Below are 15,627 nucleotides of genomic sequence, written 5' to 3' on the forward strand. Positions count from 1 at the left end.
GCGATTGGTTGCCGACCATGTGCCGGCGGGGCCGGACCGCGACCAGCTGATGGAGCACCACTTCCACGGCGAAATCCTGGGGATCACCTCACGTGTGCTGCTGCGCCAGGAGCTGACCTCGCACGAATGGGACAGACCGTCCTCAAGCTCCAGGGGAAGGCCCGGCTCGACGCGTTAGGGGATCCGGCAGGGCAGCGGGCCGCGCTGCTGCTGCAGTGCAAGAGCCGGACGTGCCGCAGCCCGGCAGAGTCGACGGACGGCACGTACACAGCGGCGATCGACCTCGGACGCGCCTCGGACGGCGGGCCTCTCCCCGAGAGCATCTGGACTATGCGCTTCGCCGTCACAATCGGCAGACTCCAGAAAGAAGCCTGGCTGCCACGGCCCGAGGGTCCGGCATACGAGGCGCTGCCCGAGCCACGGATTATCCGGCGCGGGGCGGCCAGGCCGATGGCTGTGACCGCCTTCCACTCCGACAGACACGGGCGCCTCAACCTCGGCATCGGTGCGAGCCGCTTCCCGCTGGGGCGTGACGCGCGGGGCTCGCTACGGCAGGGCCGCCTGGGACGGGCCACCGTCGAAGTGGCCGCGACCGCGCCGAGGCTGGCCACGCATGCGGGGGTACAGCTGGTGTACACCGCTCGGGGGGGGCACGAGCCGTTCGCTGTGGAGGCCGTAGCGGACGTCGACGCCGCTGGCCGGATCACTGCTCGGGTCCTGCTGCGGGCAGTTCCGCCAGGCGCCTGGGAAAACGCCCTGCGGCTGCGGGACAACGGCTTCTGCCAGGACATCCCAGCCACCCGGGTCCAGACGGCACCCTGCTGCAGGTGTCCGCGGCCGAGACGCTCCGCCGCCGACACTAAGGTACGCCGAATGCTTTCCCTGGCTCGCTAGACCCTTGAGTATGGGGGACGTCAGCCCCGTATTCCCGCCCCTCTTGGGGCTCGCCCTGAGGCAGGGTCAGGTCTGCTGGCGGTGGGTCGTCCAGCCGGCCCAAGCGGAGGTGATCATGTCGCGGACGTCATGGCGGGCCTTCCAGCCCAGCTCGGCCGCGATGCGGTCGGCGGAGGCGACGACGCGGGCCGGGTCACCGGGGCGGCGCGGGGTGACCTCAGGCTCGACGGTGTGACCGGTGATCTCGTTGATCAGGTTGACCATCTCGCAAACGGAGACGCCCTCGCCCCGGCCGATGTTCACCGTCAGGTCGCGCGGCTCCCCCGCCCTGGCCCAGGCGGCCAGCTGGCGTGCTGCCACCAAGTGGGCGTCAGCCAGGTCCTCGACATGAATGTAGTCGCGCACGCAGGTGCCGTCGGCGGTGCCGTAGTCGTCGCCGAAGATCCGTGGGGAGTCACCAGCGTCGAGCCGCTCGAAGACCATGGGCACCAGGTTGAAGATGCCGATGTCGGCCAGCTCCGGCGCGGCTGCGCCCGCCACGTTGAAGTAGCGCAGGCACGCCGTCGAGATGCCATGGGCCTTGCCCGCCGCACGCACCAGCCACTCGCCCGCCAGCTTGGTCTCGCCGTAGGGGCTCATCGGCAGGCAGGGCGTATCCTCGGTCACGAGATCGACGTCCGGCATGCCGTACACCGCGGCCGATGACGAGAACAGGAAGTTGCGCACACCGGCGGCGGCGACCGCCTCCAGCAGCACGGTCAAGCCGTGCACATTCTCCCGGTAGTAGTGCAGCGGCTGCTCCACCGACTCCCCGACCTGCTTCTTCGCCGCCAGATGCACCACGCCGGTGATGCGGTGCTCGGCGATGGTGCGGTCGAGGAGCTCACGGTCAAGCGTGGACCCGATCACCAGCGGAACGCCCTGCGGGATTCGGCTCGCCACTCCCGTCGACAGATCGTCGAGTACGACCGCCCGCTCGCCAGCCTGCGTCATCGCCCGTACGACATGAGCGCCGATATAGCCGGCGCCACCGGTGATCAGGTATGTCATGTGCTCTGTCTCTCTTCGAGGTGTTTGGTCAAGTATCCGTGACTCAGCGAGGCGGTCGGAAGGACTTGCGCAGCCTGCGTCTGACAATGCCCGCCAATGCATGCGGACCCGACGCGAGCCGCACGGAGAGCGAGCCGCTCGACGTCCGGTGCAGGCGCACCAGCAGAACACCGTACCGCCCACCTCGAGCCAGCCGCCGTCCCAGGCTTCCCTCCATGGCCCGCAGTGCCACGACGGCTTGGCTGCCATCCGCAAACCCGAGCCGGGCCTGCGCCTCCCAGATCCCCGTGGAACGCCCTCCCCTGGCCGCCAGCTGCTCCAACGGGACCTCCGCCCGCCCGCACCAGCCCTGCGCGTCCGCCGTCCGGCTCAGTGCGACGGGAACTGTCGCCCCGGCTTCGACTCCGTCACGCGGCACGAAGTCCACCGCCGCAGAGCACACCCCCCCGGCCGCCTCGATCCGCCCATACAGCTCGTGCACCCGCAGCTCAAGCGTCGTCCGGCGACCGGTGTGCACCGTACCGTCGGCGGTGAGCGGCAACTCTGCTGTGGTCAGTGCGCCGATGCCGTCCAATGCCGCCTCGGGCAGGTCGTCGGACCACACGGGTGCGGCGGCAGGGCCGGTATACGGCGGCAGTAGCCGGGGGTGCGCAGCGGACAGCTGAGCGAGCCGGTCCAGATCGCGCGGCGCCTCACAGGCGAGGATCACAGCGGCCGCCCAGCGGGCAGGAGCAGACGCCGCCGCACGTTCCCCCGCTTCGAAGCCGGCCAGGTACGCACGCGTCAAACGCCACCAGTCCCGCTGGTATCCCGCATCGCGGGACGGCAGCTCACGAAGGTACATGCCCAGGTCGTAGTCGAGAAACTTGGTGCGGCACGCAGCAGCGAGCGTCTTGCGGTCGGCCTTGGCGAACGCCTCGACCGCCTTCGCATGGGCGGCTATCCGGGACTCCCAGTTCGCAATGCCCTTGCGGGCGAGGGAGATGGACACCTGCCTGGCCGCCCGGCGCACGTTCCAGACGTAGACGACGTCCGGGATGACCGCGATCCTGGAGGCTACGGCCAGGACGCCCGCTGTGAAGGCGAAGTCTTCGTAGACGAACTTCCCCTCAGGGAACCGCAGCTGGTTCGCCATCAGAAAGTCACGGCGGTAGAGCTTGTTGACGCACAGCGTGTCCCGGAGCAGTTCGGGGTGCTGTTCCGCCCCCTCGTGGACAGCGGCCTGCCGGTACAGCCCCGGCTGCCAGCGCACCTCGCGGCCTTCGGGCAGCTCCCGTCGTACGGCGGCCCCCACAGTCACCTCGGCGCCATGCTCCTCAGCAGCGGCCAGCAGCGCTCCGACAGCGCCGGGGGGCAGCACGTCGTCACTGTCCAGGAACATGACGTACGGAGCGATGGCCGCGGCGATGCCGTCATTGCGCGGTGTCCCGCAACCGCCGCTGTTGTCCTGCCTGTGGATCACTCGCAGCCGCTGTTCCTGCCGGGCCAGCCCGTCCAGCACAGCACCAGTGCCATCCGTGGAGGCGTCGTCGACCGCGATCACCTCGGCGACTGCCGGCCCCTGTGCCAGGGCCGAGGTAATGGCGTCGCCGACGAGTTCGGCGTCGTTGTAGGCGATGACGACGACGCTCACGCCTTCGGAAGCGTCAGTGGGCTGCGGGGAGACGGTCACACGGAAATCCTACGGGACGGCGTTCAAGCCCCTGCCTGGGAGAACGCGATCCGGCCCGCGCGGCGTCGGTGCAGATGACGGCCGCGCGAAAGGCCTCCCGCCGGAACGGCGAACACCTCTGCCGCTCAGAACGGCTCGAAGCCGTCGAACTCCTGCTGTGCCTCGTCCCGCTCCGCCTGGCGGTCGCGGCGTCGCTGTGCCGCCGGTCGCGGGGCCTCGAAGCGGTGGTCCTCGCCTCGGCGGCCGAGCATCTCCGCGCCCGCCATGACCGTCGGCTCCCAGTCGAAGACGACCGCGTTCTCCTCCGGACCGATCGCCACGCCGTCGCCCGCCCGGGCGCCGGCCTTCATCAGCTCTTCCTCGACGCCGAGGCGGTTGAGGCGGTCCGCCAGATAGCCGACGGCCTCGTCGTTGTTGAAGTCGGTCTGCCGCACCCAGCGCTCGGGCTTCTCGCCGCGCACCCGGAACAGTCCGTCGTCCTCCCGGGTGACCGTGAAGCCCGCGTCGTCCACCGCCTTGGGGCGGATGACGATCCGGGTCGCCTCCTCCGCCGGCTTCGCCGCGCGGGCGGCGGCCACGATCTCGGCCAGCGCGAAGGAGAGCTCCTTCAGCCCCGTACGCGACACGGCCGACACCTCGAAGACTCGGTAGCCGCGCTCCTGAAGATCCGGGCGGATCATGTCCGCCAGGTCCTTGCCGTCCGGGATGTCGATCTTGTTGAGGACGACGATGCGCGGACGGTCGCCGAGACCGCCGTATGCCGCCAGCTCCTCCTCGATCACATCGAGGTCGGTCACCGGATCGCGGTTCGACTCCAGCGTCGCGGTGTCCAGTACGTGCACCAGCACCGAGCAGCGCTCGACATGGCGCAGAAACTCCAGGCCGAGGCCCCGTCCCTGGCTGGCTCCGGGGATCAGGCCCGGCACATCCGCGATGGTGTAAACCGTCGCGCCGGCCGTGACGACGCCCAGGTTCGGCACCAGGGTGGTGAACGGATAGTCCGCGATCTTGGGCTTGGCCGCCGACAGCACGGAGATCAGCGAGGACTTGCCGGCGCTCGGGTAGCCGACCAGCGCCACGTCCGCGACGGTCTTGAGCTCCAGGACGATGTCGTCCACTCGGCCGGGCTCGCCCAGCAGGGCGAAGCCGGGGGCCTTGCGGCGGGCGGAGGCGAGCGCGGCGTTGCCCAGTCCCCCGCGGCCGCCCTCGGCCGCCACATACCGTGTGCCCTGGCCCACCAGGTCCGCGAGGACATTGCCCTGCCTGTCGAGCACGACCGTGCCGTCCGGGACCGGCAGCACCAGGTCCTGGCCGTCCTTGCCGGAGCGGTTGTCGCCTTCGCCGGGCTTTCCGTTGGTCGCCTTGCGGTGCGGGCTGTGGTGGTAGTCCAGCAGCGTGGTCACCGACTGGTCGACGACGAGGATGACATCGCCGCCGCGGCCGCCGTTGCCCCCGTCGGGGCCGCCGAGGGGCTTGAACTTCTCCCGGTGTACGGAGGCGCAGCCGTGGCCTCCGTTACCCGCGGCGACATGCAGCTCGACGCGGTCCACGAAGGTGGTCATGGTGGTCTGCCTCCAGTACCGATGCGTATGCGTTAAAAGACGTGTGGGATGTTTCTTGATCTAACACGCGAAAGGCGGACCCGCTTCCCGGAAGGGAAGTGAGGTCCGCCCTCGCCAAGAGTCCGGTCAGGCGACCGGAACGATGTTCACGACCTTGCGGCCGCGGTGGGTGCCGAACTCCACCGCGCCGGCCTCCAGCGCGAACAGCGTGTCGTCGCCGCCGCGGCCCACGCCCGCGCCCGGGTGGAAGTGGGTGCCGCGCTGGCGGACCAGGATCTCACCGGCGTTGACGACCTGACCGCCGAAGCGCTTCACGCCGAGCCGCTGAGCGTTGGAGTCGCGACCGTTCCGGGTGGACGATGCGCCCTTCTTGTGTGCCATGTCTCCTCAGTCCCTTACTTCGCGGCGGCGGGGATCGCCGTGACCTTGATCGCCGTGTACTGCTGGCGGTGGCCCTGACGACGGCGGTAGCCGGTCTTGTTCTTGTAGCGCAGGATGTCGATCTTGGCGCCCTTGTGGTGGTCCACGACCTCGGCCTGGACCTTGATGCCGGCCAGCACCCACGGGTCGCTGGTGACGGCGTCGCCGTCGACGACGAGCAGGGTAGAGAGCTCTACCGTGTCGCCGACCTTGGCAGTGGAAATCTTGTCAACCTCAACGATGTCGCCGACCGCAACCTTGTGCTGGCGACCACCGCTGCGCACGATGGCGTACACGCGGATCTCTCTCTCGCTCGAAACGGAGTCCCTGATGCCAGCCGCTCACACGGGCCGGGGCCCGGAGTGATCCGATTGGACGAGCGGCCTCTCCCGGCTCTGCCGGGAGGGAGGTGCTCAGGGACGGGCGCATAAGGAAACACGCCGAGGGTCAAGGTTACGGGCGGCCGGTCAGGGGGTCAAACCGGGGTCGCGCATGGACCCGCCGACGGCGGCGGGCCCCCTCGCGTGAGGGGGCCCGCTGCTCGCTGACGACGTGCTCAGACCTCGGAAGCGTCGGCCGACACGCTCGGAAGCGGCGTCTGCTCGGCAGCCGCGGTCTTCTTCACCGCCTTCTTGGCGGTTGTCTTCTTGGCCGTCGCCTTCTTGGCCGTCGTCTTCTTCGCCGCGGCCTTCTTCGCCGGCGTCTTGGCCGTCGCCGTCTTCTTGACGGCTGCCTTCTTCGCCGTGGCCTTCTTGGCGGTCTTGCGGGCCGCCTTCTTGGCCGGGGGCGCGGGCTCGGCCTCCGGCTCGCCCTCCGGCTTGGCCTCGGCAGCCTCGACGGCCTCCGGGGCCTGCTGGGCCCGCGTCTCGGCGGTCGCAGGCTCCGGCGCGCCCTCGGCCTGCGGCTGCGACGGGGCCGAGGCGACCACGACGACCGCGGTGTCCTCCCCACCCGCGGGGGAACCCGCGGGTGCGGTGACCTTGCGGGTCACACGGCGGCGAGCGCGGGGCGGGGCCGGTTCGGCGGAAGCCTCGGCCTCGACGGCCGGACGGACCGGCTCAGGCTCGGCCGCAGCAGAAGGCGCGGCCGCAGGCGCGGGCTCCGCCGCAGGCGCGGGCCGGTGCTCCGGCTCGGGCGCCTGCACGGCGGCGGCCGGAGGCCCGGCCGGAGCGGTCGCCTTACGGGTGGCACGACGGCGGGTGCGGCCCGCAGGAGCCGCCACGGCCGCCTCCACGGGCTGCTCCGGCGTCTCCACGGGCTGCTCCGCCGCCTTCTCGGCCTCCGCAGCCGCAGGCGCGGCGGCAGGGGCCTCGACCGGCTCAGCGGCCGCCTTCGGCGCGCCCGCCGGGGCCGTCGCCTTGCGGGTCGCCCGACGGCGACCCCGGCCGCCGCGCGTCGCGGCGGCCTCCGCCTCCGCGGCGCTGCTGTACAGCTCCTCGTCCGGTGCGAACGCGGGCTCGGGCAGCGCCGCCGGGGCAGCGGCCTCCGCCGCGACCTCGGCCTCGCTCTCCGCCGCCGCCTCGGTGACGGCCTCGGCCGCGGGCGCGGCCAACGGCTCGGCCGCCGCACCGCCCCGGCCGCGCTTCTTCGAGCGCTTGCCGCCACCGCCGCCGCCCGCGGCGGACGGCTGCTCCATGTGCACGATCAGCCCACGGCCGTTGCAGTGGACACAGGACTCGGAGAACGACTCCAGCAGCCCCTGCCCGACCCGCTTGCGGGTCATCTGCACCAGGCCGAGCGAGGTGACCTCGGCCACCTGGTGCTTGGTCCGGTCCCGGCCCAGGCACTCCAGCAGCCGTCGCATGACCAGATCCCGGTTGGACTCCAGCACCATGTCGATGAAGTCGACGACGACGATGCCGCCGAGGTCGCGCAGCCGCAGCTGGCGCACGATCTCCTCGGCCGCCTCCAGGTTGTTCCTGGTGACGGTCTCCTCCAGGTTGCCGCCCTGGCCGGTGAACTTCCCGGTGTTGACGTCGACCACGACCATGGCCTCGGTCTTGTCGATCACCAGCGAGCCGCCGCTCGGCAGCCAGACCTTGCGGTCCAGCGCCTTCATCAGCTGCTCGTCGATCCGGTAGGTGGCGAAGACGTCGACCTCGCTGGTCCACCGCTGCAGCCGGTCGACCAGGTCGGGCGCGACATGCGAGACATAGCCGTGGATGGTCTCCCACGCCTCGTCGCCGCTGATGATGACCTTCGAGAAGTCCTCGTTGAAGATGTCGCGGACGACGCGGACGGTCATGTCCGGCTCGCCGTACAGCAGGGCGGGCGCGCTGGAGCCGTTCTTCGACTTCTTCCGGATCTCCTCCCACTGCGCCTGCAGCCGCTCGACGTCCCGGCGCAGTTCCTCCTCGCTCGCGCCCTCGGCCGCCGTGCGCACGATGACGCCGGCGTCCTCGGGGACGATCTTCTTGAGGATGGTCTTCAGCCGTGCCCGCTCGGTGTCGGGCAGCTTGCGGCTGATGCCGGTCATCGAGCCCTCGGGGACGTACACGAGGTAGCGGCCCGGGAGGGAGACCTGGCTGGTCAGCCGGGCGCCCTTGTGGCCGATCGGGTCCTTCGTCACCTGGACGAGCACCGACTGGCCGGACTTGAGCGCGGTCTCGATGCGGCGCGGGCCGTTGGCCATGCCCAGCGCCTCGAAGTTCACCTCTCCCGCGTACAGGACCGCGTTGCGGCCCTTGCCGATGTCGACGAAGGCAGCCTCCATGGACGGCAGAACGTTCTGCACCTTGCCCAGGTAGACATTGCCCACGTACGAGGTGGCCTGCTCCTTGTTGACGTAGTGCTCGACGAGGACGTTGTCCTCCAGCACGCCGATCTGGGTGCGCTCGCCGCTCTGGCGGACGACCATGACCCGCTCGACAGCCTCGCGGCGCGCCAGGAACTCCGCCTCTGTGATGATCGGCACCCGGCGGCGACCCTGCTCGCGGCCCTCGCGGCGGCGCTGCTTCTTCGCCTCCAGACGGGTCGAGCCCTTGATGGACTGCACCTCGTCGGAGGGCTCCTCGGCCTTGCGCGGGCGCGGCTCGCGGACCTTGACGACCGTACGCTCCGGCTCGTCCTCGCCCACGTCATCCGCGCTCTCACCGCTGCGGCGGCGACGGCGACGGCGACGGCGGCTGCTGCTGGTCCCGGCGGCGGACGGAGTGACGGCCTCGGTCTCCTCCGCCTCTTCCTCCGGCTCCTCGGTCTCCTCGTCGGCCTCCCCGGCGGGCTCGGCCTGCTCCGCCCGCTCCTCCGCGGCCTCCTCGGCATCCGCGGCCTCGCCACGGCGACGGCGGCGGCCGCCACGGCGGCGACGCCGGGAGGGACGCTCCTCGAAGTCCTCCTGCTCCTCGCCCTCGGCGGGCTCCTCGGCCTCTGTCTCCGCCTCGGCCGGCTCCACGGCCTTGGCCGTCTCGGCCGGCTCGGGGGCATGCTCACCGCGGCGACGGCGGCGACGACGGCCGGCACGCGCGGCCTCTTCGGCCTGCTGCCCGGCTTCCGCGCCGGGCTCCTCCGCCTCCGCCCCGGTCTCGTGCGCGGCAGCGGCGGCGGCCGCGGCGGCCGTCTCCGGGGTCTGGAACATCGGCTCGGTGAAGACGGGGGCCTGGAAGACCGGGACCGCGGGTCGTGCGGCACGGCGGGCGGAGGCGGGGGCCTCGCGCTCCGCGGGCTGCTCCTGCACGGTGAACTCCGGGGCGGCGGACGAGGCGGCACGGCGGCGCGCACGGCCGCGGGTGGCCGCCTGCTCTGCGGCCGCGACCTCGTCGTGGTGAGCGGTGATCTCGGTGACCGCGCCCTGCGGGAGACTCTCGCCCGCCTCGGCGGCCGCGGTCTCCTCTTCGCCGGCTCCGGCGGCGGCCCGGGGCGCACCGGCGGGTGCGGCGGCCTTGCGCGCGGCCCGGCGGCGGGTCCGCTTCGGCGCGGCCTCGGCTGCTTCGGCTGCCTCAGCGGTTTCCGGGGTCTCCGCGGCGGGCGCCTCGGCCTCGGCGGCCGTCTTGGGCGCGCCTGCGGGGGCGGACGCCCTGCGGCGGGCATGGGTACGAGGCGCGGCCGCCTCAGCCGGGGCCTCGGTCTCCGCGGTCTCCGCCTCGACGGCGGGCTCGGCGACCACGGCCTCGACCGTCACGGCCTCGGGCTCCGGCGGGGCGGCCTTGGGGGCGCCAGCGGGGGCAGATGCCCTGCGGCGGGCGCGGCCACGCGGCGCGGGGGCCTCGGCCGTCCCGGCGGTCTCCTCCGTCTCCGCGGCAGGCGCGGCGGCCTTGCGCACGGCCCGGCGACGGGTACGCGCCGCGGGAGCCGCCTCGGGCTCCGGAGCGGTCTCCGGCTCCACGACGGCCTCCTCGGCGACGGCCTCCTCCGCGGCGGGCGCGGCCGTCTTACGGGTCGCGCGGCGACGCGTACGCGCCGGAGCGGGGGCGGCTTCGGCCTCGGGCTCTGCGGCGGTCTCGGCATCGGCACCCGCGTCGGCCGTCTCCGGCACTGACGCCGGAGCCGTCACCTTACGCGTGACACGGCGGCCAGCACGGGATGCGGAGGCCCCGGCCACGACGGCCTCCTGCGGTGCGGCCCCGGGCTCTGCGGCAGCCTCGCCGCCGGCGGTCTCCGGCGTCGCCTCTGGAGCGGTCGCCTTACGGGTGGCGCGACGCCGCGTACGGGGCGCGGAGGCCTCCGGCGCGGCGGCCTGCGCCTCGACTGCCTCGGGCGCTGCGGCAGCCTCGGCGTCGGCCGTCTCCGGCACTGACGCTGGAGCCGTCACCTTACGCGTGACACGGCGGCCAGCACGGGGCGCGGAGGCCCCGGCCGCGACGGTCACCGGCCCGGCCTCGGCCTCAAGGGCCTCCGGCCCGGTGAACTCGGCGGCGGCGACGGCCTGGACGGCCTCCGACGCCTCCGCGGCACCGCTCGGCGGACCGGCCGGCCGCGAGGCGACCCGGCGCTTGCGGCGCGGCGGCAGCGTGTCGCTCGGGCTGTTGTTCTCTTCGATGTGGTTGTTGTGGTTCCCGGCGGTGCCGGGTCCGTTTTGCTCGTGCATGCGGGCGGTTCTCCCGTCGCGCTCCCGGGCGCCGCGTCTGGTTCCGGTCCGGGCCGCGGCCACGTGATGTGCGCGGCCCCGCCGTCCGGGGCGCGGGCGCCGCACGGGAGCTGATGTATGGCTCGCCGGTTCCGTACGCGCGATACGCACGGCCTGGCGAAAGTCTTCTGGTCTGCGCGCGGCCCGACCCAGGTGGCTCCCGAGTGCCAGGGCTGCGCTCCGGCGACCGTCCTAAGCGGAACCGGCACCTTCCGGCACCGTCGCGTCGGCGGTCCCGGCGGCCGTGGGTGGAGCGGCCGGGGCAGCGTCGCGGTCGGGCGCGAGCGGGTCGGTCACCGTGCCGGACTCCTCGTCGAAGAGCCCCTGCGCCAGCCTGGTCACCGCTGCGGGGACCGGCGGCGCCAGGTCGGCCACAGCTCGGAGACCGGACAGGACGTCGTCGGGCCGTACGGCAGGTGTCACGTGCCGCACAACCAGCCGCAGTATCGCACAGGGCCCCTGCCCCGGCCTATTGCCGGACCCGTCGACCGCTTCCAGGGCGGCGACGGCGCCGCGGGCGTCGAAGGTGCGCATGCCGCTTTTCGTCTTGCGCTGCACCTCGACGGTCCCGGCGGCGAGGAAGGCGGAGACGGCCCGCTCGGCGGCGTCCGTCCCGACCCCCTCCAGCCGCAGCTCCCACACGGAGGCGGTGAGCCGGTCGGCCAGACCGGAGGTCCGTGCTTCCACGGCGTCAGTGATGTCAAGCCCCTCGGGCAGCGACTCGTCCAGCAGCTTGCGCAGCGTTTCCGGGTCGCGGTGCTCGGTGAGGGCGATTTCCAGATACTCGGCCTCGCTGCCCGTGCCGGTGGGTGCGGCATTGGCGTACGACACCTTGGGGTGCGGGGTGAATCCCGCCGAGTACGCCATCGGCACTTCGGCGCGCCGGAGCGCCCGCTCGAAGGCGCGCTGGAAGTCTCGGTGGCTGGTGAACCGGAGGCGGCCGCGCTTGGTGTAGCGCAGTCGGATGCGCTGCACTGCCGGTGCGGGCGGCGGGCCTTCGGGCTGTCGCTTGCCCAGTGGTTCTTCTCCTCGGTGCTGGGCTGGCGCGGTACGGCGCCGCCCTTGGATGTGCGGGGTGTTCCCTGGGGGGGCCGCCCGGCTCACCCCCGTGTCGCACAGGGAGATCTCGGGCCCGGCCGCCGCGCCGGGAACAATGGCTCTTCTACCCAGAGTACGCGCTCCCCATTTCGCGGCTCGCGGTACACCTCCCGGCGGACCGTCCGACGGGCGGCAGAGGAGGACTGAGGAGGACAGCGGACATGCGAAGGCCCGGCCACCTGCGTCCCCGAGTGGCCGGGCCTTCTCCCCGAGCTGTTGAACACTTCCGGGCGGCTACTTCACCACGCTGAGCGGCAGCAGCTTCTTGCCGGTCGGGCCGATCTGGATATGCGTGTCCATCTGGGGGCACACGCCGCAGTCGAAGCACGGCGTCCAGCGGCAGTCCTCGACCTCGGTCTCGTCCAGCGCGTCCTGCCAGTCCTCCCAGAGCCAGTCCTTGTCGAGGCCGGAGTCCAGGTGGTCCCAGGGCAGGACCTCCTCATAGGTGCGCTCCCGCGTGGTGTACCAGGCGACGTCCACGCCGAACTCCGGCAGGGTCTTGTCCGCGCAGTCCATCCAGCGGTCGTACGAGAAGTGCTCGCGCCAGCCGTCGAAGCGGCCGCCGTCCTCGTACACGGCGCGGATGACCGCGCCGATGCGGCGGTCGCCGCGGGAGAGGAGGCCCTCGACGATGCCGGGCTTGCCGTCGTGGTAGCGGAAGCCGATGGAGCGGCCGTACTTCTTGTCGCCGCGGATCTTGTCGCGGAGCTTCTCCAGGCGGGCGTCGGTCTCCTCGGCGGAGAGCTGCGGGGCCCACTGGAAGGGGGTGTGCGGCTTGGGCACGAAGCCGCCGATCGACACCGTGCAGCGGATGTCGTTGGACTTCGACACCTCGCGGCCCTTGGCGATGACGTTCATCGCCATGTCCGCGATCTGGAGCACGTCCTCGTCGGTCTCCGTGGGCAGGCCGCACATGAAGTACAGCTTCACCTGACGCCAGCCGTTGCCGTACGCGGTGGCCACGGTCCTGATCAGGTCCTCTTCCGAGACCATCTTGTTGATGACCTTGCGCATACGCTCGCTACCGCCCTCGGGGGCGAACGTGAGACCGGAGCGGCGGCCGTTGCGGGTCAGCTCGTTGGCGAGGTCGACGTTGAACGCGTCCACGCGTGTGGAGGGGAGCGAGAGGCCGATCTTGTCGTCCTCGTACCGGTCCGCGAGACCCTTGGCGATGTCGCCGATCTCGGAGTGGTCGGCGGAGGAGAGGGAGAGCAGGCCGACCTCCTCGAAGCCGGTGGCCGCCAGACCCTTGTCGACCATCTCGCCGATGCCGGTGATGCTTCGCTCCCGCACGGGGCGCGTGATCATGCCGGCCTGGCAGAAGCGGCAGCCGCGGGTGCAGCCGCGGAAGATCTCGACGGACATCCGCTCATGGACGGTCTCCGCGAGCGGGACCAGCGGCTGCTTCGGGTACGGCCACTCGTCCAGGTCCATGACGGTGTGCTTGGACACGCGCCACGGGACGCCTGAGCGGTTGGGCACGACACGGCCGATGCGGCCGTCGGGGAGGTACTCGACGTCGTAGAAGCCGGGGACGTACACCCCGCCGGTGCGGGCGAGGCGGAAGAGCAGCTCCTCGCGGCCGCCGGGGCGGCCCTCCGCCTTCCAGGCGCGGATGATCTCGGTGATCTCCAGCACGGCCTGCTCGCCGTCGCCGATGACCGCGCAGTCGATGAAGTCCGCGATGGGCTCGGGGTTGAACGCGGCGTGACCGCCGGCCAGGACGATCGGGTCGTCGACGCCGCGGTCCTTCGCCTCCAGCGGGATGCCCGCGAGGTCCAGGGCGGTGAGCATGTTGGTGTAGCCCAGCTCTGTGGAGAAGCTGAGGCCCAGCACGTCGAAGGCCCTGACCGGGCGGTGGCTGTCGACGGTGAACTGCGGGACGCCGTGCTCCCGCATCAGCGCCTCAAGGTCCGGCCACACGCTGTAGGTGCGCTCGGCCAGGACGCCCTCGCGCTCGTTCAGCACCTCGTAGAGGATCATGACGCCCTGGTTGGGCAGCCCGACCTCGTACGCGTCCGGGTACATAAGCGCCCAGCGGACGTCGCAGCTCTCCCACGGCTTGACCGTGGAGTTGAGCTCTCCGCCGACGTACTGGATCGGCTTCTGCACATGCGGGAGCAGAGCTTCGAGCTGCGGGAAGACCGATTCGGCAGACATACCCGGAAACCTTCGTGAGCTGACAGGGGTGACCCTCAAGACTAACGCGGTCCGAAGGCACGCCCGTACGCGATCGGCTCAGCCCGTACGCGATCGGCTCAGCCGTCCCGCAGCGCCGCTCAGCCGTCCCGCAGCGCCCCCGTCACCCCCGGGTCCGCCGCCTTCGCCCACACCTGAGGCAGCTCCCGCTCCCGTGCGGCCGCCGCGGCCTCCTCGCGGCCGTACAGCAGGCCCCAGGTGAAGGCCGACTCCCCCGCCGCATGGGCCTGGATCGCCAGATTCCGCAGGGCCTCGCGGGCGACGACGCTGTCCTGGTGGTCGCCGAGGACCGTCTGGACGGCCTTCATACGGCCGGCGAACCGTTTGGCCGGCTTGCCGAGCGCCGCCGTGGCCGCCTCCCCCGCGTACCGGGCGCGCTTGGCCGCCTTGCGGGCGTCGTGCATGGCGAGGTCGCGCTCCTCGCCTTCGGGCAGGGAGAGAGCGGTCTCGACGCGCTGGGCGAGGCGGTCGTAGTCCTTGAGGACCGCCGTGGGCAGCGCCTTCTCCGCCGGGCCGGCCGCGGCCTTCAGCAGCGGCGGATCGGCGAGCAGCGCCTCCAGGGAGTCCAGCAGTGCGAGATAGCGCTTGCTGTCGAGGACCGCCACGGCCCGGCGGCGGGTGCCGGAGCCGCGGGCGGCGGACCAGATGCGCAGCCGGCCGCGGACGGGCCCGAGCAGCAGCGTCCGGGGCAGCTCGTCGATGCGGGCGCGCAGCCGCTCGGTGAGGACCTCCTGGTCGCGGGCGAAGCCCAGCTCAGCGGCGAGCCAGCGCAGCTCGTCCCCTATGGGGTCGGTGGCCGCCCGGTCGATGATCTTCCGGTAGCTCCGGAAGGCGCTGCGCAGGCGGCGGCTGGCGACCCGCATCTGATGGACGGAGTCGGGCAGGTCCCGGCGTACGGCGGGGTCGTAGGCGAGGAGCGCGTCGACCTGTTCGCGCAGATAGACGAGGATGTGGTCGCCGGCGGTCCGCGGCCGGGACGGCTGCCGCGGCGCCGGGGGCCGCTCGCCCTCCGGGGCGGTCTCGGCGAGCGCCCGTGCCAGTTTCGACGGGGATGTGGCCTGCTCGATCCCCGCCTTGCGCAGCTTCTTGTCGACGGCGTCGAGGAAGGCGGGCTGTGTGCCGTCGGCGAGTTCGACCTCGATCTCGTCCCACTCGGCCACGCGTCCGCCGTCGGTGAGCCGTTCCGCGCGCACCGCGTCCCGGCTCAGCTCGGCGAGCAGGGCGCCGTCGGCGCCAGTGAGCTGCCGCAGCTCGCGCCGGGAGAGCAGCCGCATCACCGGCACGGTCGGGGCGTCTCTGACGCGGGCGCGGACGAGGGCGGCGAGACTTCTGGGGAGGGAGTCCGACAGGGGGGCGGTGATCTCGTCCCGGACTCCGGGTGCGACGGGCAGCTTGAGGTGCCAGCCGGCGTCGTCGCCGCCGGTTCTGCGGCGCAGCGTGATGGAGGCGGCGGCGAGCCGCAGGTCCTGGGTGTCGTAGTAGACGGCGTCCAGCTCTGCGACGCCCTTGTCGACGACCTCCGCCACGCCGCTGACCTTCGTCAGGTCGGGCAGTGCTGTCCGGGGGGTGGCCTCGTACTTCCGCTCGATCTCGCGCTTTGTGTCCGCCATGAACCGAATCTAGTTCGCCCGGGCGGATCGCGGCAGGGGCAGTTCCGCGCCACGCTGCGG

The 15,627-nt window shown here is 72.2% G+C and carries 9 protein-coding genes; all 9 read right to left on the bottom strand.

Features of this window, described 5'->3' with window-relative positions; translation table 11 throughout:
* Positions 1 to 960: 960 nt before the first annotated feature.
* The 9 genes from galE to OF819_RS22695 all read right to left on the bottom strand — a co-directional run bounded on the left by galE (position 961) and on the right by OF819_RS22695 (position 15,567).
* On the bottom strand, positions 961 to 1,944 hold the full coding sequence (gene galE, locus OF819_RS22655) for a UDP-glucose 4-epimerase GalE (protein ID WP_267245452.1): 984 nt from the start codon (positions 1,942 to 1,944) through the stop codon (positions 961 to 963).
* Positions 1,945 to 1,987: 43 nt separating this feature from the next.
* Positions 1,988 to 3,616: a glycosyltransferase family 2 protein gene (locus OF819_RS22660; protein ID WP_267245453.1), complete on the bottom strand. Its 1,629-nt coding sequence runs from the start codon at positions 3,614 to 3,616 to the stop codon at positions 1,988 to 1,990.
* Between the two features lie 125 nt (positions 3,617 to 3,741).
* Positions 3,742 to 5,178 carry a GTPase ObgE gene (obgE, locus tag OF819_RS22665; protein ID WP_267245454.1) on the bottom strand — a complete coding sequence of 479 codons (1,437 nt, stop codon included), beginning with the start codon at positions 5,176 to 5,178 and terminating at the stop codon, positions 3,742 to 3,744.
* A gap of 126 nt (positions 5,179 to 5,304) precedes the next feature.
* A complete protein-coding gene (gene rpmA, locus OF819_RS22670) occupies positions 5,305 to 5,559 on the bottom strand; it encodes a 50S ribosomal protein L27 (RefSeq protein ID WP_071384751.1) in 255 nt (84 codons plus the stop codon).
* Between the two features lie 14 nt (positions 5,560 to 5,573).
* Positions 5,574 to 5,894 carry a 50S ribosomal protein L21 gene (gene rplU / locus OF819_RS22675; RefSeq protein WP_240138577.1) on the bottom strand — a complete coding sequence of 107 codons (321 nt, stop codon included), beginning with the start codon at positions 5,892 to 5,894 and terminating at the stop codon, positions 5,574 to 5,576.
* 260 nt (positions 5,895 to 6,154) lie between these two features.
* Complete coding sequence (locus tag OF819_RS22680; protein ID WP_267245455.1) at positions 6,155 to 10,621, bottom strand: Rne/Rng family ribonuclease; 4,467 nt, start codon at positions 10,619 to 10,621, stop codon at positions 6,155 to 6,157.
* A 231-nt stretch (positions 10,622 to 10,852) separates the two neighbouring features.
* A complete protein-coding gene (locus OF819_RS22685) occupies positions 10,853 to 11,635 on the bottom strand; it encodes a TIGR03936 family radical SAM-associated protein (RefSeq protein WP_267245456.1) in 783 nt (260 codons plus the stop codon).
* 357 nt (positions 11,636 to 11,992) lie between these two features.
* Entirely contained in the window at positions 11,993 to 13,918 is a 1,926-nt protein-coding gene (locus OF819_RS22690; RefSeq protein WP_267245457.1) for a TIGR03960 family B12-binding radical SAM protein, read from the bottom strand.
* A gap of 119 nt (positions 13,919 to 14,037) precedes the next feature.
* Positions 14,038 to 15,567, bottom strand: coding sequence for a CYTH and CHAD domain-containing protein (locus tag OF819_RS22695; RefSeq protein WP_267245458.1), 1,530 nt, complete (start codon positions 15,565 to 15,567; stop codon positions 14,038 to 14,040).
* Between the last annotated feature and the right edge of the window lie 60 nt (positions 15,568 to 15,627).

This window comes from Streptomyces sp. PR69 (genome assembly GCF_026420845.1).
GTDB lineage: Bacteria > Actinomycetota > Actinomycetes > Streptomycetales > Streptomycetaceae > Streptomyces.